The organism is Pseudonocardia sp. ICBG162 (assembly GCF_020496225.1).
GTDB classification, from domain to species: Bacteria; Actinomycetota; Actinomycetes; order Mycobacteriales; family Pseudonocardiaceae; genus Pseudonocardia; species Pseudonocardia alni.
The window spans coordinates 418,931-440,639 of sequence record NZ_JAHLJD010000017.1 but is presented as its reverse complement, the minus strand read 5'-3'; the positions used below and the strand labels follow the sequence as shown (position 1 = coordinate 440,639).

Genomic DNA, 21,709 nt, shown 5'->3' with positions numbered 1-21,709 from the left:
CTCGGCGCCGACTCCGGGACGGGTCGCGTCCGGGGGCCGGCGCAGCGGTGCGTCGGAGGCGTGCCGGGCACCGCGTACAGCGGCGCCCCGGGGTGACGCCGCGGTGCGGCGCCGTAGGCGACGCAGGGCGGGAGCGAGGGCTCCGGGGACGACGCCGGGGGAGACCGGGCCGCCGGACCGGGCCGCACCGGGTAAGTGCGACCGGCCGCGACGGGGCGGTCGGCACGACCGATGAACCTACCGGGGACGAACCGTCCGAACGGATCATCCGCGACGAAGCTCACGAACAGGAATAACCGACGGGGCGTGCCGCGCCCGACGCCGGCGGACCGGGCGCCACGGGACCGGTACGGCAGGTCAGCGCGGTGGCTCGGCCAGCAGGCCGCGGCGGCGCAGCTCGGGGAGCACGCCCTCGCCGACCCGGTAGGCCTCCTCCAGGTGCGGGTAGCCCGACAGGACGAACTCGTCGATCCCCAGCTCGTGGTACTCGGCGATCCGGTCGGCCACCTCGGTGTGCGACCCGACCAGCGCGGTCCCCGCGCCGCCGCGGACCAGACCCACCCCGGCCCACAGGTTCGGCGCGATCGTCAGCGCGTCGGCCGAGCCCCCGTGCAGCGCGAGCATCCGCTGCTGCCCGACCGACTGGCTGGACCGCAGCGTCGCCTGGGCCCGCTCGATCTCGGCCGGGTCGAGCGCGTCGAGCAGCCGGGCGGCCTCGGCCCACGCCTCGTCGGCGGTGTCGCGGGTGATCACGTGCAGCCGGATGCCGAAGCGTGGGGTGCGGCCGAGATCGTCGGCGAGCTTGTGGACCCGCCCGATCTTCTCGGCGACGGCCGCGGGGGGCTCGCCCCAGGTCAGGTAGACGTCGGCGTGCCGGGCGGCGACCGGTAGCGCGGCGTCGGAGGAGCCCCCGAAGTAGACCGGCGGCAGCGGGTCGGGCGGGGCGAGGGTGGTGGCGCCGTCGACGTCGTAGTGGGCGCCGGTGAAGTCGAACGGTTCGGGGCCCCAGGCGCCGCGCAGCACGGTGAGGAACTCGTCGGTGCGGGCGTAGCGTTCGTCGTGGGAGGCGTGGTCGCCGAAGCGGCGCTGCTCGACGGCGTCGCCGCCGGTGACGATGTTGAGCATCAGCCGGCCGCCGGAGACGCGCTGGTAGGTCGCGGCCATCTGGGCGGCGAGGGTCGGGGAGAGCACGCCCGGCCGGAACGCGACGAGGTAGCGCAGCGTGCGGGTCTCGCGCAGCAGCGCGGCCGTGGTCAGCCAGGCGTCCTCGCAGAACGTGCCGGTCGGGGTGAGGACGCCGTGGAAGCCCTGGGCCTCGGCGGCCCGAGCGATCTGGGCGAGGTAGCCGATGTCCGCCTCGCGGGCCGTCGTCCCGGCCTCGCCGCGGTCGGCGTGCCGGCGGGCGACGATGGTGCGGCCGTCGCCGGAGGTGGGCAGGAACCAGTGCGGGACGATGCTCATCGTGCTCCCGTCCGTCGGTCGGTGGGGGTGCCCGGGATGCCGTCCCGGGCGGCGGCCAGGGTGGTCGCCTCGTAGCGGCGGTCGACGGACGCGCCGATGTCGGCCCGGCCCGGGACGACCCCGGCCTCGGAGAACGCGTCGGCGAGCGTCTGCTGGGAGGCGACGACGGTGTCGTCGAGCGGGATCGGCAGGTCCGGGCCGCGCGCGACGGCGCGTCGGGTGATCGGCAGCGGGATGGTCGTCTCCTCGCTCCAGACCCGGGCGCGCTGTTCGCGGTGGATGTCGGAGTAGACCTGCGCGGCCGCGAGCCGGGCCAGGAAGTCGGCCAGCGCAGCGCTGCGCGCCGGGTCGGCCAGGGTGGCGTTGGACGCGACCTGGAAGCCGTAGCCGTTCGCGGTGCCGGTGCCGTCGGCGACGATCCGGGCGCCGCCGTCGAGCTCGGCCTGGGAGGTGTAGGGGTCCCAGACGGCCCAGGCATCGACGTCGCCCTGGCGGAACGCGCCGTAGGCATCGGCCGGGGCGAGGAAGGTGAGGTCGACGTCGTCGAGGGACATCCCGGCGGCGCGCAGCGTGGACAGCAGCTGCCCGTGCGCCGAGGTTCCCTTGCCGACGGCGATGCGCAGCCCGCGCAGGTCGGCGACCGTGCGGACGGGGGAGTCGCGGCGCACCAGGATCGCGTCGCTGGTGACGTTGCCGCGGTTGGCCGACACGACCTGCACCCGGGCCCGAGCGGCGGCCGCGAAGATCGCCGGGGTGTTGCCCGTGCCGCCGACGTCGATCGCCCCGGCCCGGGCCGCCTCGATCAGCGGGGGACCGGCGGTGAAGGTGCGCCACTCGATGCGGTAGGGCACGTCGTCGAGGAGCTCGGCGGCGCGCAGCAGCGACCGGGACCCGCCCTTCTGGTCCCCGACGACGAGGGTCACCCCGGCCAGCGCGGCCGGGTCGACCGGCGGCTGGACCGGCGGCCGCGACACCGGCACCGACGAGCAACCGGCGAGCACCAGCGCCGCGACCGCGACGACCAGCGCGGCGGCCCGGCGCCGCACCCCGGAGGGGGGCGCCGCACCCGCCGCGGAGGGCGCGGGGACCGCGGGCGGGGTGCGCCGGCGACGCTCACGCCGCATCCGATGCCACCCCCAGTTCGTCGAGCACGGTGCGGCGCAGCGCCGCGAGCCGCTCCGGGTCGCGGGGACGCTCGCCGGGGCGGTGCTCGTCGCCGATCCGACCGTCGGCCAGCACCAGCACCCGGTCGGCGAGCAGCAGCGCCTCGTCGACGTCGTGGGTCACGAGCAGCACGCCGGGGCGGTGCCGGCGCCACAGGTCGAGGACGAGCCGGTGCATGGTGATGCGGGTCAGCGCGTCCAGCGCGCCGAACGGCTCGTCGAGCAGCAGCAGGTCGGGCTCGCGGACCAGGGCCCGGGCCAGCGACGCCCGCTGGGCCTCGCCGCCGGACAGGGTCAGCGGCCACGCGTCGGAGCGGGCGCTCAGCCCGACCTCGGCGAGCGCGGCGTCGGCGACCCCGGCGGGGGTGTCGCCGCCCAGATCGCGGTGCAGGCCGAGCGCGACGTTGTCGCGGACCGTGCGCCAGGGCAGCAGCCGCGGCTCCTGGAACGCGACCGCGACCGAGCCGGGGACCTCGACCGTGCCCGAGACCCCGGTGTCGGAGGCGTCGTCGAGCCCGGCGAGCAGCCGCAGCAGCGTCGACTTGCCGGACCCGGAGCGGCCGAGCAGGGCGACGAACTCGCCGTCGCCGATGGTGAGGTCGAGCCGGTCGAGGACCCGGCGGCCGTCGAACTCGCGGACCAGGTCGTGCACGCGGGCGCTCACCGGTCGGCCCCCGCCGGGCCGGCCGGGCGCCAGGCCAGGACGCGGCGTTCCAGCCGGCGCACCAGGGCGTCGGTGCCGAGTCCGAGCAGCGCGTACACCGCCAGCCCGACGACGATGACGTCGGTACGGAGGAACTCCCGGGCATTCATGATCATGTAGCCGAGGCCGGCGTCGGCCGAGGTCGTCTCCGCGACGATGATCGACAGCCAGGCGATCCCCAGCGCCAGCCGCAGGCCGGTGAGGGTGGACGGCATCGCGCCGGGCAGCACGACGTGGCGCAGTCGTTCGGCCCGGGTGAACCCCGACACCGCGGTCGCCTCGATCAGCTTCGGGTCGACGCCCCGGACCCCGGCGTGCACGTTGAGGTACATCGGGAACAGCACCCCGAGCGCGACGAGCAGCACCTTCGGCAGCTCCCCGATGCCGAACCACAGGATGAACAGCGGCACCAGGCCGAGGTGCGGCAGCGTGCGCAGCATCTGCACCGGCGGGTCCACGAGCAGCCCGCCCCAGTTCGAGAGCCCCGAGACCACGCCGAGACCGACCCCGACGACCAGGCCGAGTACCAGTCCGGTCGCGACCCGGGCGAGCGAGACCAACAGCCCCTCGGGCAGCTCCCCGCTGCGGGTGAGGTCGACGGCGGCGGTCACCACCCGCAGCGGGGAGGCGAGCTCGTCCTCGGCGAGCAGCCCGGTCGACGACGCGAGCTGCCACAGCAGGATCAGGGCGACGGGGGAGATCCAGCGGCGCAGGTCCGGTCGGCGACGGAGCCTGCGGGCGGTGCCCGCGGGCCCGGGTGGTGACGGGGTGGCGGGTGGCGTGACGGCGTCGGCCGGTGCGGAGGTCCAAGTCGTGGACACGGGGGCTCCCGGGACTCGTGGTCGTGACAGGGGTGGGCGCACGCCGCGGCGGCCCCGGTCGGGCGGCCCGCGGCACGGGCGGGGGCGGCGCGGCGGCCGCGGTCAGCGACAGGTGCAGCCGGCGAGGCGGAGCAGATCCACGTGGCGGCGGCGGGTGAGGTCGCGGCCCGGACCGACGGCGACCGTGCGTGACGGGGTGCGCCGACCGGTGCTCATGCGTCCAGGTGACCACGGCGTCCGTACCCTGACCAAACGACGTCCGTCCTGCGGGACGGGTGACCAGGGGTGTGCGGACCGGCTCCCGCGGGGTGGGAGCTCAGCCGCGGCGGGCCCATTCGTCGGCCAGCAGTTCCTGGGACGCGACCCGGTCGGCGTGCCGGTGGGTGATGGTGGTCAGCAGCAGCTCGTCGGCCCCGGTGACGGCGCGCAGCCGCTCCAGGCCGTCGGCGACCGTGGCCGGGCCGCCGACCAGGCGTGTCGCGATCCGGTCGGTCACCAGGTCCGGGTCGGCGGGGAACCCGTCGGCGTCCTCGGGGCGGGGGTAGGGGATGGCGCCCGCCCCGGTGCGGATGCTGTGCACCCACGGGCCGAAGCCCGCCGCGATCCTGGCGGCGTGCGCGTCGTCGGGGCCCACGACGACGTCGGCCGACACCATCACGTGCGGGCGGTCCAGCCGCTCCGACGGCCGGAACGCGTGCCGGTAGGCGGCCACGGCGTCGAGCACGGTCGCGGGGCTGACGTGGTAGTTCGCCGCGAACGGCAGCCCGCGGCGCCCGGCGAGGACGGCACTCTCCCCGCCGCTGGACCCGAGCACCCAGGTCTGCAGGGCGGCACCTTCGCCGGGGACGGCGCGGACTTCCACCCCGCCCGGTGTCCAGGTGCCGGTGAGCAGCCCGTCGACAGCGTCGAGGAACTCCTCGTACGGGGGCACCTGGGCCCCGGGCTGGCGCAGCGCCGCCGCCTGGGCGCGGAACCGGGGGGAGGACGCGATCGCGGCGAGCGACACCGGGGCGGGGATCAGCACACCGTCGACGACCCGGTCGCCGCGCCCGTCCGGTTCGCGGGACGGGAGCCGGGACCCGCCGGAGCGGCCCAGGCAGAGGTCGATCCGGCCCGGGTGCAGACCGTCGAGGGTCCCGAAGTCCTCCACCACCGACAGCGGGGTCCGGTGCCCGGTCTGCACGGCTCCGGAGCCGACCCGGATCGTCGAGGTCGCGGCGGCGACGGCGCCCATCAGCACGGCGGGCGAGGCCCCCGCGACGCCCGGGTTGAGGTGGTGCTCGGCGAGCCAGAACCGGGCGTAGCCGGCCCGTTCGGCGGAGCGGGCCAGGTCGAGGGTGTCGCGCAGGGCGTCGGTGACGGTCGAGCCGGCCGGTACCGGGGAGAGGTCGAGGACGGACAGGGGAACGGGCACGGCGGCACACCTCCGGACGTGCCCGGGGCGGTGGCGACGACCGGGCCGGGCGACGGTGTCCGTCCCCGGCGGGCCCGGCGCGGGACGCGGGGCGGAGCGGGGTGCGGGCTCGGGCGGTGCGCCGCGGGCAGGTCCGGCCCGGGCGACGCCGGTCGCCCCCCGATCGTCGCCCCGCCCACGACGGGGGCGCAACCCCGGCACGGCTTGCTACCGTCGGTCCCCGTGCCGGCCGCCCCGCCGCGCCGCCCGTCACCGGGCCCGCGCGGCGGCCCGGTCCGGCCGCGACGCCCCCGGCGCACCCGCGCTCCGCCGGCGCCCGGCCCCACCCGGCACCTCCGGCGACGACGCGTGCGGTGCACCCGCGCGTGAGGCGGTGCTTCCCATGAGGTTCCAGGTTCTCGACATCGTTCCGCACGCCCCGCACCCGGTGACCGGCGAGATCGTCGACACCCACGAGCGGCTGCGCCGGGTGGTGGACACCGCGGTGCTCGCCGAGCGGCTGGGGTTCGACTCCTATGCCGTCGGCGAGCGGCACGCCGGCGAGTTCGTCTCGTCGTCGCCCACCGTGCTGCTCGGCGCGATCGCCCAGGCCACCTCCCGGATCCTGCTCTCGACCGGGGTGACGGTGCTGTCGCTGCTCGACCCGGTCCGCGTCGCCGAGGACTACGCGACGGTCGACCAGCTCTCCGGCGGCCGGCTGGAGATCGTGATCGGCAAGGGCAACGAGGACCGGCACTTCCCGATGTTCGGGCTCGAGCTGGGTCGCCAGTACGAGTACCTCGCCGAGAACTACGAGCTGCTGCGCCGCCTGCTGCGTGAGGAGGGGGTGGACTGGTCGGGCACCCACCACGCCGACCTGGCCGGGGTGACGACGTTCCCGCGGCCGTTCGCGGGCCCGTTCCGGATCTGGCACGGCTCGGCGACCTCGACCACCGCCGTCGACCTCGCCGCCCGCTGGGGCGACCCGATCTTCTCCGCGAACGCGCTGCAGCCCCGGGAGAACTACAAGGTCCTCATCGACCGTTACCGCGAGAAGCTCGCCGAGCACGGCCACGACCCGGCGTCGGGCTACGTCGGCTCCGGCTCGGGCGGGCTGTTCCTCGCCGACACCGACGCCGAGGCGATCGCCGAGTACCGCCCGGTCTACGAGGGGTTCGCGGCGAAGATGCGCGCCGCGCACGCCGGCGACGACCGCCCCGGCAAGGCCACCTCGTTCGCGACCGTCGAGGAGGCGGTGGCGCACGGCCCGGCGCTGGTCGGGAGCCCGGAGCGGGTCGCGGCGAAGATCCTGGACTACCACGCCGCCTACGGCCACGACGTCCAGTCGGTGTCGATCAACCCGGTGCTGCCCTACGCGCGCCAGCACGAGGTGCTGACCCGGTTCGCGACCGAGGTGGTGCCACGGGTGCGCCGCGAGGTGTCGACTACGCTGTGGGGCCCCGCCGACGCCGGCCGCGCGGCCGGGTTCGTCGTCGCGGCCTGACCCCGCCCCGGCCCCGGGTGTCGTACGGGCCGGGGCCGGGCCGGGGCCGCGCCGGTTCAGCCGGCGTCGGGCAGCGCGGCCGGGGTCCAGTCGTTGACGAACTCCAGCCCGCTGCGCTCGAACAGCTGGGTGACCGGGCAGCGCCGCGCGGTCTCCGAGACGAGCCGCTCGAACTGCTCGGCCGTCGCGTCGGTCTCGACGGTGGCCCGCACCTGCACCCGGTCGAAGTTCGCGTTGCCCTCGGCGCCGCCGACGAGCACGGCGGTGTCGAGGTCACCGCGCACCTCGAACGTCCAGTGGCCCAGCCGGACGCCCAGGTCCTTCGCGACCAGGCTCGCCGTCACCTGGTTGCACGAAGTCAGGGCGCCGAGCGCGAAGAACAGCGGGCTGGGCGCGGAGTCGGCGCCGCCGAAGGCCGGGTAGGCGTCGGCGGTGAAGACGTGCCCGGCGTCGCCCTCGGGGCGCAGGGTCTGGAAGACCCCGGTGCCCTCGGAGTGCACGACGAACGGAACGACGGTCTGCTTCGGACGGACTGCGGTCATGGGTGTCCTCCCGGACGAGTTCGGTGCGGTGGGAACGGGCGCGCAGCCGACCGGCACCGCCGCGGGACGGGGCACGGTGGGGCGCGGGTCGAGGGGGTGAACGGGTCAGCGACAGAGCGCGGACCGGGTACGCCCCAGGTCCACGTGCAGGCGCGCGACGAGGCGCGCGGTTCCGGTCACGGGATCGATCGTGTCCGACCGGTGCCGGTGGCGGCAAGGAACGCCCGCCTCGCCGTCCAGCTGGTGGGCCCACGCCGGCCACGGTCCGGACAGCGGCGGCCCCGTCCCACCGGTCGGGAGGGCGCGTCCGGGCGCCCGGTGTTACGGAGCCGGTGGGTGGTGTTCGTGACAGCGGGTGCGTCCTTGTCCGGGCACCGTCCGTCCGGTACCTCTTGCATCGTGCAGCAGGGGGCGACGGGGCGGACGACGTCCGGCCGGTGTCCCCTGTGCACGGTCGGCCGCCGCTGACCGTGCCCGCCCCGCCCGGCCGTGCCGGACGCCCGGCCCCCGCTCCCGTGGGCCCCGGGCGGGGGCGACCCGCATCCGACTCGTGACCGGCGAGCCCTCCGACGACGGAGCCCTCGTCCGCGCACCCGTGCCCGACGGCCGCACCCGCGGCCCGCCCGGCACGCCGTCCGCGCGCGGACGCACCGGCCCGACCACCCCGGTGCCGGTCCGCGCCCCGTGCCCGCCGAGAGGTCCACCGTGTCCGCGTCCACCGACACCCCGTCCGGGGCGGCCCGCGCCGCACCCCCGTCCCCACGCCGCCTGCGGTTCGACCCCCGCACGGCGGCTCTGCCACTCCTGTCGGTGCTGGTGTTCCTCGCCGTCTGGCAGGTCGCCGCGGCGAGCGGGGTCTGGAACGAGACCTTCGTGCCGTACCCCTCGACGGTGTGGCGCGCGTTCGTGGAGGTCTCGACCACCCACGACGGCACCCGCGGCTACGGCGGTTACCTGCTGTGGGAGCACCTGTACATGACCCTGCGCCGGGTGCTGGCCGGTGTCGTCCTCGGTGTGGTCGCCGGTGTGCTGGTCGGCCTGCTCATGGGCACGGTCGGCTGGGTCCGCCGGGTGCTCGAGCCGTGGCTGACGTTCCTGCGTGCGCTGCCGCCGCTGGCGTACTTCTTCCTGCTGGTGATCTGGTTGGGCATCGACGAGGCCCCGAAGGTCACCCTGCTGGCGCTCGCCGCGTTCCCGCCCGCCGCCGTCGCCACCACCGCCGCGGTCGCCGCCGCCCCGCTGGGGCTGGTCGAGGCCGCCCGCGCGCTCGGCGCCACCCGCGGCCAGGTCGTGCGGGACGTGATCGTCCCCTCGGCGCTGCCGGAGACCTTCACCGGCATCCGGCTGGCCGTCGGCATCGCCTACTCCTCGGTCGTCGCGGCCGAGCTGTTCAACGGCATCCCCGGCATCGGCGGGATGGTCAAGGACGCCAGCAACTACAACAACACCCCGGTCGTGCTCGTGGGCATCTTCGCGATCGGCATCTCCGGCCTGGTGATCGACGCGCTGCTGCGCGCCGTCGAGCGCCGCACCGTTCCGTGGAGGGGACGAGCATGACCATCCGCACCCGACTGACCTCGCTGTTCGTGGGCCTGCTGGCACTGACCGTCCTCGCGGGCTGCGCCGTCGGTCCCGCCGGGCAGGACTCCGGCAAGCCGACGATCCGGATCGCCTACCAGAGCTTCCCCAGCGGTGACCTGGTCGCCAAGCACAACCGGTGGCTGGAGGACGCGCTGCCGGATTGGAACGTGCAGTGGACGAAGTTCGACTCCGGCGCCGACATCAACACCGCGTTCGTCGCCGGTGAGCTCGACTTCGGCGCGATCGGGTCGAGCCCGGTCGCCCGCGGCCTGTCCGCCCCGCTGAACATCCCCTACCAGGTCGCGTTCGTGCTCGACGTCGCCGGCGACAACGAGGCGCTCGTCGCCCGCAACGCCACCGGCGTGACCGACGTGGCCGGGCTGCGCGGCAAGCGGATCGCCACCGCGTTCGCCTCGACCTCGCACTACAGCCTGCTCGCCGCCCTGGAGCGGGCCGGCCTCGCGCCCGCCGACGTGCAGCTGGTCGACCTGCAGCCGCAGGCCGCGCTGGCCGCGTGGGAGCGGGGCGACGTCGACGCCGTCTACACCTGGCTGCCGACCCTCGACGAGCTGCGCAAGACCGGTCGGACGCTGGTGACCAGCCGCGAGCTGGCCACCGCGGGCAAGCCGACCCTCGACCTGGGCGTGGTGTCGACGCCGTTCGCGCAGCAGCACCCCGAGGTCGTCGATGCCTGGCGCAAGGTGGAGGCCCGCGCCCTGGAGACCGTGCGCACCGACCCGCGGGCCGCGGCGCAGGCCGTCGCCGCCGAGATCGGCGCCACCCCCGAGGAGGCCGCGGCCCAGCTGAAGCAGGGCGTGTTCCTGTCCCCGCAGCAGCTGACCTCTGCCGAGTGGCTGGGCACCGACGGCGCCCCGGGCAACCTCGCCCAGAACCTGCAGAGCGCCGCGCAGTTCCTCGCCGGGCAGAAGCAGATCCCCGCCGCGCCGGACCTCGCGACCTTCCAGAAGGCGACCTACACGAAGGGGCTCCCGAATGTCCTCGCCGCAGGCTGACACCGACACCGACACCGGTGCGCGGACCGGCGCCGGGACACCCGCGATCGCGGCGGCCGGGCTCGGCCACTCCTACCCGGGCCGCCGGGAACGGGTGCAGGCACTCGGCCCGCTCGACCTGACCGTGCGGCCCGGCGAGTTCCTGGTGCTGGTCGGGGCGTCGGGCTGTGGCAAGTCGACGCTGCTGCGGCTGGTCGCCGGGTTCGAGCGGCCCACCGACGGCACCCTCGCCGTCGCCGGGCGGGCGCCCGAGCCGGGCGTCGGCGCGGGCGTGGTGTTCCAGCAGCCGCGGCTGTTCCCGTGGCGCACCGTCGGCGGCAACGTCGACCTCGCGCTGAAGTACGCCGGCGTCGCGCCGTCCGACCGGGCCGTCGCCCGCGACGGGCTGCTGGAGCGGGTCGGGCTCACCGGCGTCGCGGACCGGCGGATCTGGGAGATCTCCGGGGGCCAGCAGCAGCGGGTCGCCATCGCCCGGGCGCTCGCCGCCGACCGGGACCTGCTGCTGCTCGACGAGCCGTTCGGCGCGCTCGACGCGCTCACCCGCGAACGCCTGCAGGACGACGTGCGCCGGGTCAGCCACGAGACCGGCCGGACGAGCGTGTTCGTCACCCACTCCGCCGACGAGGCGGTGTTCCTCGGCTCCCGCGTCGTGGTGCTCACCGCCCGCCCCGGCCGGATCGCGCTGGACCTGCGGATCGACCTGCCGCGGTCCGGTGTGGACGCCGAGGCGCTGCGCGGCTCCCCGGAGTTCGCCGAGCTGCGGGCCCGGGTCGGGGCCGCGGTGAAGGAGGCCGCCGCCTGATCCCGGCCGCACGTCGTCGACGGGCCGTCCGCCCGCGCTCCCCACGAGCGGACGGCCCGTCCCGGCCCGTCCGCGGCCCCGGGCCCCCGGCCCGGGGCCGTGGGGGTTGACACCCGATCGGTACATCGGTTCCAGTTGTCGCAGTCCATCCAGAGCGGTCGAGAGTCCCGGCTCGTCGACGCCGCAGCAACCCGCCCCGTCACCGGGGCAGGGTGCTACCGCCGGGTCCGATGGGAGACCCCGATGGCCCACCGCCACGCGACGCCCCGGCCCGACTCCGGGCAGCGGGCCCGGATCCGGCTGCGCTGGGTCCGGCGCCGCCACGTCGACCTGTGCCGCACCGGCGCCGCGCTCTGTCGCTGACCTCTCCACCCGTGCCCCGCACCGGACCGCCCCCCCGACGTGGACGGCCGGTCCCCGCCTGCCCGAGGGCAGCGCCCGCACCCGAGAGGTCCCGACCGTGACCGCACCGCATCTCGTCCCGCCCACCGCCTCCGCACTGGAGGTCCGGTGGGTCGAGCACACCGACCCGCTCGTCCGCCCGCTGCCCACCGGGCCCGGCACCCGCCCCGACGGCGACGGCGCGGCCCCCGCCGCCCCGTCGGGGCCGGTGGTGCTGCTGCTCGACGGCGGCGACCCCGTCGCCGGGGGCACGTTCCGCCGGCGGGACTCCGACACCGCCGAGCTGACCCGGATCTGGACCGCCGCGTCGCACCGGCGCCGCGGCCTGGGCCGCCGGGTGCTGGTCGAGCTGGAGGACGCCGTCGCCGCCCGCGGCTACCGCCGCGTCTACCTGACGGCCGGGCCGCGCCGGCCCGAGGTCGGTGACCTGTGCCTGGCCGCCGGGTACACGGCGCTCTACGACCGCGCGCTGCCCGCGGGCCGGGTCCGGCGCCGCCCGTTCGAGAAGTACCTGCACGGCCGGTTCGCGTGACCGACCGGTCCTCAGCCGGCCGGGGGCGGATGGTCCCCGGCCGGCGAGAGCACCGCGGCCAGCGCGGCCGCGGCGGTCTCGACCAGGCGGGGGTCGGCGCCCGCCCGGGCCCGCAGGTGCAGCGGCTCGGACGGGGCTCCCGGCAGATCCGCGCACGGCTCGAGCCCCTCGGGTGCGTCGCCGAGCCCGGCGACGAGCGCGACGCCGAGCCCGCCGCGCACCGCGTTGAGCACGCCGGCCAGGTAGGCGGCCTCCCCGACGACGGTCGCGGCCATCCCGGCGGCCGACAGCGTCTGCAGGGCGCGGCGACGGATGGTGCACGGCGAGTCGATCACGACCAGTGGGACGGGGCCGTCCGCGGGGCGCCGCCAGCCCGGCGCCGCGTACCAGGTCAGCGGGATCGCCCCGGCGGCGACACCGGGCCCGTCGACCACGTCGCCGATGTACATCGCGAGGTCCAGCGTCCCGCGGTCCACGGCGTCGTTGAGCCGGCTGGAGCGGTCCAGCCGGAAACGCACCGCGGTCCCCGGGAACACGTCCTGCAGCCGCTCCATGACACGGGGCAGCAGCTCGTCCGCGGCGTGCTCGGTGGAGCCAAGCACCAGCGACTCACGGGTGTCGCCGACACCGAGGCGGCGCAGCGCGTCGTCGTGGGCGGCCAGGATCCGGCGGGCCTCGCCGAGCAGCGCCTCGCCCTCCGCGGTGAACCGGCTGACCCGGCCGTCCTTGCGGACCAGCGGGCGGCCGACGGCCTTCTCCAGGCGCCGCACGTGCTGGCTGACCGCGGACTGCGACAGCATCAGGGCCTGCGCCGCGCGGTGGAACCCGCCCTGGTCGGCGACGGCGACGATGCTCCGCAGCGCGGTGATGTCGAGGACGGCGGGCACGGGCCCGAGGCTACCGAGAACGATCGCGGATCGCGATCGGTTGTGATGCGCTTTCGTCGTTGGACCGGGCGCCCGCGACCGTCTCTGATGGTGGGCATGACCCGCCCGCGCCCCGTGACCCCCGGCCGGCACGTGCCGGCCGCCGTCGCGCGCCGGGCGGCCGGGCTCACGCGTCGCCGGGTCGTCGACCACGGCACGGTCTGCTCCGCGGCCTGTCCGGCCCGCTGAACCACGGGTCCACCGCGGCCCGTACCCGTGCGGCTCCGTCCGCCCTCCGCCGGTTCCCGCGCCGAGCGGCGCATCCCGGCGTCCCCCGAGAAAGAGATGAGTTCCCCATGACTGCAGTCGGCACGACCCCGGTCCTCGCCTCCTGGACCGAGCCCGAGGGCATCCGCCCGCGCGGCACCGTCGTCGTCGTCCCGGGCCGCGGCGAGCACGCCGCGGTCTACGAGCGGTTCGGCAGGCGGATCGCCGCCGACGGCTACCGCGTGTGGGCCGTCAGCGACCCCACCGTCGACGCCGCCCGCGCCGCCGGGCAGATCCGTTCGCTACTCGACCGCACCCCGTCCGAGGAGCCGGGCGAGGCCGGGCCGCCACCGCGAGTGCTGGTGGGCTCCGACACCGGTGCGCTGTTCGCGGCCGGGCTGGTCGCCGACGGCGGCGCGGGCATCGACGGACTGGTGCTGGCCGGGCTCCCCCTGCGCGCCGCGCCCGGCGCACCGGACTGGGCCGAGGAGCTCGCACTGCGCACGTCCTGCCCGACCCACCGCGGCCGCCTCGATGCCGACGACACCGTCCGTCGCGGCACACTGACCGGCCCGCTGCCCGTCGGCTGGGTCGAGCGGGCCCGTCCCTCCGCGATCGGGGTGCCGGTGCTCGGCCTGCACGGCGCCGACGACGCGGTCAGCCCGCTCGCCACGGTCCGCGACTTCTACGCGGCCCTCCCGGCCGGGGAGCTGGTCGGCGTCGCCGGCGGGGCGCACGACGCCCTCAACGACGCCACCCACCGCACCGCCGCCGCCACCGCGGTGCTGTTCCTGGAGCGGCTGCGCGCCGGGTCGCGGCTGGCCCGCGTCGAGGTCCCGGCGGTGCCGCGGTGACCCGCTACGTCGTCGTCGGAGCCGGCGCGGTCGGCGCCACGCTCGCCGCCGAGTTGCACCTCGCCGGGCGGGAGGTCGTGCTCGTCGCCCGCGGTGCGCACCTCGACGCGCTCCGCGGTGGCCTGCGCTACCTGCGTCCGGAGGGGGAGCAGCGGGTCGCGGTGCCTGCCGCCGCGCAGGACGAGGTGGCGCTGCGCCCCGAGGACGTGCTGCTGCTGGCGACGAAGGCCCAGGATGCCGACGCGGCTCTGGCCACCTGGGCCGCGCGCCCGGTGGCCGGTCGCACCGCCGCGGCGGCGCTGCCGGTCGTCGTACTGCAGAACGGCCTGGACACCGAACGGGCGGCGCTGCGCCGCTTCGCGACCGTCTACGGCGCCGTCGTGTGGTCGCCGACCACCTACGTCACCCCCGGCGAGGTCGTGTCGCCCGGGGCACCCGCGGCCGGGCTGGTGTGGCTCGGTCGGTTCCCCGCGGGCCGCGACGCGCGCGCCGGGGAGATCGCCGCCGACCTGACCGCGGCCCGCCACCCCACCCAGGTCGTCGACGACGTGCCCCGCTGGAAGGCGGGCAAGCTCCCGGTGGTGCTGGGCAACGCCCTCGACGCGCTGTACCCGCCGTCGCCGCTGCGCGAGCGGGCCGCGGCCGCGCTGCGCGCCGAGGCCCACGAGGTGTACCGGGCGGCCGGGGTCGACCCGGCCGACCCGCGGGTCGAGTCCACCCTGGATCTGGGCTCGCCGGCCGTGCACCCCGTCCCCGGTGTCGCCGCCGGTGGCGGGCGGTCCACCTGGCAGAGCCTGCGCCGCGGGGCGAGCCCGGAGACCGACTTCCTCAACGGTGAGATCGTGCTGCTCGCCGGGTTGCACGGGACCACGGCGCCGCGCAACGCGGCGGTCGCGGACCGGCTGCGCCGCGCCGTCGCCGACGGGTCCGGGGTGCACGACCTCGACGACGCCGACCTGACAGCGACCCTGCCCGCGGTGTCGGTGCTGGTCGACGCCCGCTCGCTGGCCGCCGAGCTGGCGGGGGACACCCCGCCGGTGCTGCTGGACGTCCGCTGGGCGCTCGGCGACCCGCACGGGCGCGAGCACCATCGTGCGGGACACCTGCCCGGCGCGGTCCACGTGCCGCTCGACACCGAGCTCGCCGCCCACTCCGACGATCCGCGCGACGGGCGCCACCCGCTGCCCGACGTCGCCTCCCTGCAGGCCGCGGCCCGGCGCTGGGGCGTGCGGGCCGACCGCCCGGTCGTCGTGTACGACGCCACCGGCGGTCTCGCCGCCGGGCGCGCGTGGTGGCTGCTGCGCTGGGCCGGGCACGACGACGTCCGGCTGCTCGACGGCGGCCTGGCCGCCTGGACCGCAGCCGGGCAGCGCGTCGAGTCCGGCGAGGTGCCCGACCCCGAGCCGGGTGACGTCGTGCTCACCGGCGGCGCGCTGCCGGTCCTCGACGCCGACTCCGCTGCCGCACTGGCCCGGGACGGGCTGCTCCTCGACGCCCGCGCGGGGGAGCGCTACCGCGGCGAGACCGAACCGGTCGACCCTCGTGCCGGGCACGTCCCGGGCGCGGTGAACGCCCCCACCGCGGACAACCTCGACACCGACGGCCGCTTCCGCGACCCCGCGGCCCTGCGTGCCCGCTTCGCCGCCCTCGGCGCCCTCGACCGGCCGGTGGGTGTCTACTGCGGGTCCGGGGTGACCGCGGCCCACCAGGTCGCCGCGCTCGCCGCCGCGGGGGTGCCGGCCGCGCTCTACCCCGGGTCCTGGTCGGCGTGGTCGAACGACCCGACGCGCCCGGTCGCCACCGGGGCCGAGCCGTGACCGGTACCGGTACGCCCGCCGACCCCGGACGGGGGTCCGTGCCCTCACCGATCGCGCTGCGTGATCGGAACCGATCCCGAATCGTCGCTGGACCCGGACCGCTGGTCCGGGATTCACTCCTCGGTGTGGACACGACGATCTCGACCGGACCCGCGGCGCCGCGCCGCCGTCCGGCCCGGTCGTGCCCGGTGCCCGCGCCGACCGGGTTCACCCGGCGCCGCGTGATCGACCACGGCACCGTCTTCTCCGCAGGCTGTCGGGCCTGCTGAGACCCGGCCCGCAGCGCCGCCCCCGGGTCTCTCCTCCGGTCCCCGCGTGCCCCCGGGCACGCAGCCCTCCCGGCCCGCCGCCCACGGCGGGTCCGCCCCGCCGTGCCGCCCTCCCGACGGCGGGGTGCCGAACCGGAAGCAGACCTCCTGTGCCCAGCCGTGCGACCAGCACCGTGACCCGTTCCCGTACCGACCCGTCCGCCCTGCCGGGCTGGAGCACCGACCCGGCCGTCCGCGCCGCCGCCCGGCTCGACCGCTCGGGGTTCGACCCCGGCTCGGTCCCGGACGCCGTCGTCGTCGCCCGCTCGGTCGACGACGTCACCGAGCTGCTCTCCCACGCCCACGCCACCGGCACCCCGGTCGTCGTCCGCGGGGCCGGGACGGGACTGTCCGGGGGAGCGGTCGCCGGAGCCGGCAGTGTCGTGCTCGACGTGAGCGGGCTCGACCGCATCCTGGAGATCTCCCCGGTCGACGAGCTCGCCGTCGTCGAGGCCGGGGTGCTCACCGCCGACCTGGACGCCGCGGCCGCCGCGCACGGCCTGCGCTACGCCCCGGACCCGGCGAGCGCGGCGATCTCCACGATCGGCGGGAACATCGCCACCAACGCGGGCGGGCTGCGCTGTGCCAAGTACGGCGTCACCCGCGAGGCCGTGCTCGGCCTGGACGTCGTCCTCGCCGACGGCCGCCGGGTCGCGACCGGGCGGCGCACCGTCAAGGGCGTCGCCGGCTACGACCTGACCGGGCTGTTCGTCGGGTCCGAGGGAACCCTCGGGGTGGTCGTCGGCGCGACCGTCCGGCTGCGACCGGTCCCGGTCGCGACCGCGACCCTGGCCGCCTGGTTCGACGACGTGGCCGGCGCCGCCGCCGCGGCCGCGGCGATCACCGCGGCCCGGCTGCAGCCCGCCGTCGCCGAGCTGCTCGACACGGCCTGCCTGGACGCGGTCGCCGCGGCCGGCGGTGCCGCGTCGCACGGCACGGCGTTCCTGCTGGTCCAGACCGACGGGTTCGGCGCCTCGGTCGAGATCGACGCGGTGCGCGCCGTGGTCGAGCCGCTCGCGTCGCGGGTCGACATCGCCACCGACGACGTCGGGGCGCGGACCCTGCTCGCCACCCGGCGCGCCGCGCTGCCCGCCCTGGAACGGCTGGGCCGGGTCCTGGTCGAGGACGTCGCCGTGCCGCGGTCCCGGCTCGCCGAGGCGGTCACCGCGGTCGCCGCGATCTCGGCCCGCAGCGGGATCCGGATCGCGACGATGGCGCACGCCGCCGACGGCAACCTGCACCCGATCCTCGTGCTCGAGCCGGGCCGCGGCCTCGACGAGCAGGTGTGGGACGTCGCCGGGGAGGTGTTCACGACCGCGCTGCGCCTCGGGGGCACCCTCACCGGCGAGCACGGCGTCGGCCTGCTCAAGCGCCGCTGGCTGCGCGACGAGCTCGGCGACGACCTCCTCGACCTGCAACAGCAGCTGCGGTCGGTGTTCGACCCCCGCGGTGTGCTCAACCCCGGCAAGGCCCTCTGACCGGCAGGCCGCCGCGCGCTCCGCGCCGGCCCACCGCGCCACCCTCACTGCGCCGCCCCTACCGCACCACCCGTACCGGACGTGCCGCACCGCCGTGCCCGGCCGCCCGCCCGTACCCGCACCGAGGAGACACCCGTGCCCGACACGCCCGCGACCGCCCCGACCGATGCCGCCCCCTCCGACACCGTTCCCGTGACGGCCGCACGCCGCGTCGAGTTCATCTCGCTGTCGCACCTGAACCCCTCCACCGAGCTGGCCCCGCTGCCCACCCGCGGCATCGACCTGCCCTACTTCCGGCGCTACGTGCGCACCCTGGAGGAGTCCGGCTACGACTACACGCTGCTGCCCTACGGCTCGAACACCGCGGACTCCTTCGTCGTGGCCTCCGCGGTCGGGCAGCTCACCGAGCGGCTGCGCCCCATCGTCGCGGTCCGGCCGAACACCGCGTTCCCGCTGGTGGTGGCCCAGCAACTCGCGACGCTCGACCAGCTGACCGAGGGCCGCGCCGTCGTCCACCTCATCTCCGGCGGCAACGACGCCGAGCAGGCCCGCCAGGGCGACTACCTGCCCAAGGACCGCCGCTACGCCCGCACCAGCGAGTTTATCACGCTGCTGCGCCGCGCCTGGACCGAGACCGGGGCGTTCGGCCACGACGGCGAGTTCTACCGCTTCGACGACTTCGGCCCCGGCTTCGCGCCCCACGGCGACACCATCCCGATCTCCATCGGCGGCCAGTCCGACGAGGCGTTCGAGATCGGCGGCCGGCAGGCCGACGTGTTCAGCTTCTGGGGCGAGCCGCTCGCCGACATCCGCGCCCAGATCGCCCGGGTGCACGCCATCGCCGACGCCGCCGGCAGGCCGCGTCCCCGGATCTGGGTGACGTTCCGCCCGATCGTCGACCGCACCGACGAGCTGGCCTGGCGCAAGGCCTACACCTACGCCGACACGATCGGCGCGAGCTTCCGCCGCGGCGCCACCAAGCACCGCTCCACCGGCACCCCGCAGAACGTCGGCTCGCAGCGGGCACTGGAGTTCGCCGCGCGCGCCGAGGTCTACGACCGCGCTCTGTGGACGCGCACCGCCGCCGTCACCAACGCGGGCGGCGCCTCGACCGCGCTGGTCGGCACCCCGGAGACCGTCGCCGCGGCGATCGTCGACTACATCGACCTGGGCGCCGACCTGGTGTCCATCCGCGGCTACGACACCCTCGCCGACGCCGCCGACTACGGCCGCCGGGTGCTGCCCCTCGTCCGCCAGGAGCTCGCGCACCGGGAAGCCACCGGGCGCTGCGGCACCCTGCAGGCCGACCACCCGGGCGCGTTCGCCCCCGGCTTCGACGCCGACGCGCTGGCCGGTGCCCGGTGACCGCGCTCGACGAGCGGACCGTGGCGCTCCCGGTCCCGGACCTGTCCGACGCCGCGGTGACCGCCGAGCTCGCCGCCACCGCCGGGACCTACGACCGCAGCGGCGCGGTCCCCGAGGCCGGGATCGCCGCCGTGCACCGGGCCGGGCTGCTCACCGCCACCGTCGCGACCCGCTACGGCGGCCCCGGGGCCTCGCTGCTCGACGCCGCCCGCATCCTCGTCGCCCTCGGCGAGGGCGACCCGTCGGTCGCCCTGATCACCGCCAACACCCTGAACGTGCACCAGGGCCAGGCCGCCGCGGCGACCTGGCCGGAGGCCACCTACGCGCGGATCCTGCGCCGCTCGGTGCACGAGCCGACCCTGCTCAACGCGGTACGCGCCGAGCCCGAGCTGGGCGCCCCCGCCCGCGGCGGACTGCCCGCCACCGTCGCCCGCCGCACCGGCGACGGCTGGTCGCTGTCCGGCCGCAAGGCCTACGCCACCGGCGGCACCGCACTGGCCCACCACGTGGTGTGGGCGGTCACCGACGACGAGGAGCCCCGCGTCGGGCACCTGCTCGTGCCCGCCGACGCACCCGGCATCAGCTGGGTCGACACCTGGGACCACCTGGGGCTGCGCGCCTCCAACACCCACGACGTGGTCTACGACGACGTCGCGCTCCCGCCCGACGCGTTCGTCGAGATCCCGCGTGGCGACGACGGCGTGTACCGCGACCCGGCCGCCGTCGCCGGCCCGGCGAGCCTCGGCCATCCCGCGCTCTACGTCGGTGTCGCCCGCGCCGCCCGGGCCGCGTTCGTCCGCTACGCCCGCGAACGGGTCCCCACGGCACTCGGGCGCCCGATCGCCGAGACCGACCGCATCCGCACCGTCGCCGGTGAGATCGACGCCCACGTCGCGCAGGCCGAGACGCTGCTGTTCGGCGCCCTGCTCCGCGTCGATGCCGGAGACACCTCTCACCTGCCGCAGCTGTCGCTGCTGAAGGTGCAGATCGCCCGCTCGGCGATCACAGCGGTCGAGACCGCCGTCGCCGCGCTGGGCAACCCCGCGCTCACCCGACACCTGCCGTTCGAACGGCACCTGCGGGACGTGCTCTGCGTGCGGGTCCACCCGCCGCAGGCGGACGCCGCGTTCCTCGACGCCGGCCGCCGCCTCCTGTCCCGCCCCACCCCGCAGGAAGAGAACCCCCGATGACCACCCCCTCCCGCCGGTCCGTGCTCCGTGCCGCCGCCGGTGTCCTCGCCGCCGCCGTCCTCGCATCGGCCTGCGGCACCGGAGCGGTGCAGAACACCGCCGCCGGCGCCCCCACCGACGGCGGCGACCTGACCTTCCTCATCGACTCCCTCGGCGACACCTGGATCCCGAACAACAGCTCGATCTCCAGCTTCCAGGGGCACGTCTGGGGCCATGTCACCGACAAGCTCGTCTACGTCGACGAGAAGGGCGCCGTGTCGCCCTGGGTCGCGCAGAGCTGGCAGCAGAACGCCGACGCCACCCGGTTCACCCTGAAGCTGCGCCCCGGCGTCACCTTCTCCGACGGGTCCCCGGTCGACGCCGCCGCGGTCGTCGCGAACCTCGACATCTGGGCCAAGGGCCGCCCCGACGACGGCATCAAGCCGATCGGGCTGTTCCCGAAGACCTACCAGGCGGCCCGCGCGGTCGACCCCACGACGGTGCAGGTCACCTTCCGCTCGCCGACCCTGGGCTTCATCCCGACCCTGGGCTACCACGGCTCGATCCTGATCTCGCCGAAGACGCTCGCACTGCCTGCCGCGCAGCAGGCCGACCTGTCCCGGGACGTCGGCTCCGGCCCCTACGTCGTCGAGTCCTGGAAGGACGACGACAACGTCGTGCTCCGCAAGCGCCCCGACTACGACTGGGCGCCCGCCGCGCTGGACCACCAGGGCCCGGCCCGGATCGACTCGCTGACCTACAAGGTCGTCTCCGAGCAGCAGGTCCGCACCTCCTCGGTACAGTCCGGACAGGCCGACGTCGCCTACAACCCCTCGCCCAAGGAGCTGGAGACCCTCAAGGCGCAGGGACTGACCACCGCCACCCCGCGCTACCTCGGTTTCGTCAACGGCTTCGCGCTGAACACGACGGTGGCCCCGTTCGACGACGTCCGCGTCCGGCAGGCCGTGCAGCACGCCATCGACCGCGACGAGATCATCGCGACCGTCTACACCCCGGACTGGCAGAAGGCCGAGTCGTTCATCCAGAGCAACGTCCCCGGCGCCACCGACCACTCGTCGTCGTTCGCCTTCGACGCGGCGAAGGCCGCCACGCTGCTCGACCAGGCCAGCTGGGTCGCCGGTCCCGACGGGATCCGCGTCAAGGACGGGAAGCGGCTCTCGGTCACCCTGCACCCGAACCCCTACCTCGCCACCTCCCGGGCGATCGACGAGCTGATCGCCCAGCAGCTGCGCAAGGTCGGGATCGAGGCACCGATCCAGGCGCTCGACGTCGTCAACTACACCCAGAAGGTCGTCGTCGGGAGTCCCACGGTGCCCGCCTACGAGGTCACCCGCAGCTTCATCGACGCCGGCACCGTCTCCGGCGTGCTCACCGACGCGAACAAGGGCGAGAACTGGTTCGGCCTCGGCCGCAGCGACCAGGAGCTCGACCGGCTCGCCGACGGCATCGCCGGGGCGAAGGACCCCGCCGCGCGCGACAAGCTCCTCGACGAGCTGCAGGCCCACGTCCTCGACCAGGGCTACTTCGTACCGGTCACCCAGATCGTGCAGCGCATCTACGCGCAGTCCCCGCGGGTGCAGGGCGTGACCTACAACGGCGTCGCCTACGCCAACTACTACACCGCCTGGCTGCAGGACTGACCGCGCG

21 protein-coding genes and 1 riboswitch are annotated in these 21,709 nt (G+C 76.2%); of the genes, 13 read left to right on the top strand and 8 right to left on the bottom strand.

Translation table 11 applies throughout. The annotated features are described in order from the left end of the window. Positions 1–357: 357 nt before the first annotated feature. The 6 genes from KPL60_RS16135 to KPL60_RS16115 all read right to left on the bottom strand — a co-directional run bounded on the left by KPL60_RS16135 (position 358) and on the right by KPL60_RS16115 (position 5,562). Positions 358–1,461, bottom strand: a complete 1,104-nt coding sequence (locus KPL60_RS16135) for an LLM class flavin-dependent oxidoreductase (RefSeq protein WP_226357951.1) — start codon at positions 1,459–1,461, stop codon at positions 358–360. Further along, positions 1,458–2,585, bottom strand: coding sequence for an ABC transporter substrate-binding protein (locus tag KPL60_RS16130; protein ID WP_226357950.1), 1,128 nt, complete (start codon positions 2,583–2,585; stop codon positions 1,458–1,460). Before KPL60_RS16130 ends, KPL60_RS16135 begins: the two co-directional genes overlap by 4 nt. After that, positions 2,575–3,288, bottom strand: coding sequence for an ABC transporter ATP-binding protein (locus tag KPL60_RS16125; protein ID WP_226357949.1), 714 nt, complete (start codon positions 3,286–3,288; stop codon positions 2,575–2,577). The genes KPL60_RS16130 and KPL60_RS16125 overlap by 11 nt, the downstream gene beginning before the upstream one ends. Continuing rightward, positions 3,285–4,148, bottom strand: a complete 864-nt coding sequence (locus KPL60_RS16120; RefSeq protein ID WP_374203912.1) for an ABC transporter permease — start codon at positions 4,146–4,148, stop codon at positions 3,285–3,287. The genes KPL60_RS16125 and KPL60_RS16120 overlap by 4 nt, the downstream gene beginning before the upstream one ends. A gap of 102 nt (positions 4,149–4,250) precedes the next feature. Then, entirely contained in the window at positions 4,251–4,364 is a 114-nt protein-coding gene (locus KPL60_RS35145) for a putative leader peptide (protein WP_368858475.1), read from the bottom strand. A 100-nt stretch (positions 4,365–4,464) separates the two neighbouring features. Then, entirely contained in the window at positions 4,465–5,562 is a 1,098-nt protein-coding gene (locus KPL60_RS16115; RefSeq protein WP_226366336.1) for an LLM class flavin-dependent oxidoreductase, read from the bottom strand. 382 nt (positions 5,563–5,944) lie between these two features. Here KPL60_RS16115 and KPL60_RS16110 point away from each other — a divergent pair, with 382 nt between their 5' ends. Continuing rightward, entirely contained in the window at positions 5,945–7,045 is a 1,101-nt protein-coding gene (locus KPL60_RS16110; RefSeq protein ID WP_226366335.1) for an LLM class flavin-dependent oxidoreductase, read from the top strand. 56 nt (positions 7,046–7,101) lie between these two features. Here KPL60_RS16110 and KPL60_RS16105 read toward each other — a convergent pair whose 3' ends face one another. Beyond that, positions 7,102–7,587 carry an OsmC family protein gene (locus KPL60_RS16105; RefSeq protein ID WP_226357946.1) on the bottom strand — a complete coding sequence of 162 codons (486 nt, stop codon included), beginning with the start codon at positions 7,585–7,587 and terminating at the stop codon, positions 7,102–7,104. A 705-nt stretch (positions 7,588–8,292) separates the two neighbouring features. On the opposite strand from KPL60_RS16105, the gene KPL60_RS16100 reads away from it, so the two are divergent. The 4 genes from KPL60_RS16100 (at position 8,293) to KPL60_RS16085 (ending at position 11,917) form a co-directional block, all read left to right on the top strand. After that, positions 8,293–9,144, top strand: coding sequence for an ABC transporter permease (locus tag KPL60_RS16100; RefSeq protein WP_226366334.1), 852 nt, complete (start codon positions 8,293–8,295; stop codon positions 9,142–9,144). Then, positions 9,141–10,181, top strand: coding sequence for an ABC transporter substrate-binding protein (locus KPL60_RS16095; protein ID WP_226366333.1), 1,041 nt, complete (start codon positions 9,141–9,143; stop codon positions 10,179–10,181). Before KPL60_RS16100 ends, KPL60_RS16095 begins: the two co-directional genes overlap by 4 nt. Continuing rightward, positions 10,162–10,983 (top strand): ABC transporter ATP-binding protein, encoded by an 822-nt coding sequence (locus tag KPL60_RS16090; protein ID WP_226357943.1) that lies wholly within the window; start codon positions 10,162–10,164, stop codon positions 10,981–10,983. Before KPL60_RS16095 ends, KPL60_RS16090 begins: the two co-directional genes overlap by 20 nt. A gap of 142 nt (positions 10,984–11,125) precedes the next feature. Then, a riboswitch (SAM riboswitch) is annotated at positions 11,126–11,233 on the top strand. A 210-nt stretch (positions 11,234–11,443) separates the two neighbouring features. Further along, positions 11,444–11,917 (top strand): GNAT family N-acetyltransferase, encoded by a 474-nt coding sequence (locus KPL60_RS16085; protein WP_226357942.1) that lies wholly within the window; start codon positions 11,444–11,446, stop codon positions 11,915–11,917. A gap of 11 nt (positions 11,918–11,928) precedes the next feature. Here KPL60_RS16085 and KPL60_RS16080 read toward each other — a convergent pair whose 3' ends face one another. Next, positions 11,929–12,804 carry a LysR substrate-binding domain-containing protein gene (locus KPL60_RS16080; RefSeq protein WP_226357941.1) on the bottom strand — a complete coding sequence of 292 codons (876 nt, stop codon included), beginning with the start codon at positions 12,802–12,804 and terminating at the stop codon, positions 11,929–11,931. A 96-nt stretch (positions 12,805–12,900) separates the two neighbouring features. Between KPL60_RS16080 and KPL60_RS33810 the strand changes: the two genes are divergently transcribed. The 8 genes from KPL60_RS33810 to KPL60_RS16040 all read left to right on the top strand — a co-directional run bounded on the left by KPL60_RS33810 (position 12,901) and on the right by KPL60_RS16040 (position 21,702). Next, the gene (locus KPL60_RS33810) at positions 12,901–13,032 is read left to right on the top strand and encodes a hypothetical protein (RefSeq protein WP_255655962.1); all 132 of its coding nucleotides are present in this window, start codon (positions 12,901–12,903) and stop codon (positions 13,030–13,032) included. 107 nt (positions 13,033–13,139) lie between these two features. Then, positions 13,140–13,904, top strand: coding sequence for an alpha/beta hydrolase (locus KPL60_RS16075; RefSeq protein WP_226366332.1), 765 nt, complete (start codon positions 13,140–13,142; stop codon positions 13,902–13,904). Next, a complete protein-coding gene (locus KPL60_RS34705; RefSeq protein ID WP_308016765.1) occupies positions 13,901–15,721 on the top strand; it encodes a rhodanese-like domain-containing protein in 1,821 nt (606 codons plus the stop codon). Before KPL60_RS16075 ends, KPL60_RS34705 begins: the two co-directional genes overlap by 4 nt. Positions 15,722–15,846: 125 nt before the next feature. Continuing rightward, positions 15,847–15,990 (top strand): hypothetical protein, encoded by a 144-nt coding sequence (locus KPL60_RS16060; RefSeq protein WP_226357939.1) that lies wholly within the window; start codon positions 15,847–15,849, stop codon positions 15,988–15,990. Between the two features lie 149 nt (positions 15,991–16,139). Continuing rightward, the gene (locus tag KPL60_RS16055) at positions 16,140–17,507 is read left to right on the top strand and encodes an FAD-binding oxidoreductase (RefSeq protein ID WP_226357938.1); all 1,368 of its coding nucleotides are present in this window, start codon (positions 16,140–16,142) and stop codon (positions 17,505–17,507) included. Positions 17,508–17,642: 135 nt separating this feature from the next. Next, positions 17,643–18,872 (top strand): LLM class flavin-dependent oxidoreductase, encoded by a 1,230-nt coding sequence (locus tag KPL60_RS16050; protein ID WP_226366331.1) that lies wholly within the window; start codon positions 17,643–17,645, stop codon positions 18,870–18,872. Next, positions 18,869–20,062, top strand: coding sequence for an acyl-CoA dehydrogenase family protein (locus KPL60_RS16045; protein WP_226366330.1), 1,194 nt, complete (start codon positions 18,869–18,871; stop codon positions 20,060–20,062). The genes KPL60_RS16050 and KPL60_RS16045 overlap by 4 nt, the downstream gene beginning before the upstream one ends. Then, positions 20,059–21,702 carry an ABC transporter substrate-binding protein gene (locus KPL60_RS16040; RefSeq protein WP_226357935.1) on the top strand — a complete coding sequence of 548 codons (1,644 nt, stop codon included), beginning with the start codon at positions 20,059–20,061 and terminating at the stop codon, positions 21,700–21,702. Before KPL60_RS16045 ends, KPL60_RS16040 begins: the two co-directional genes overlap by 4 nt. Positions 21,703–21,709: the final 7 nt, after the last annotated feature.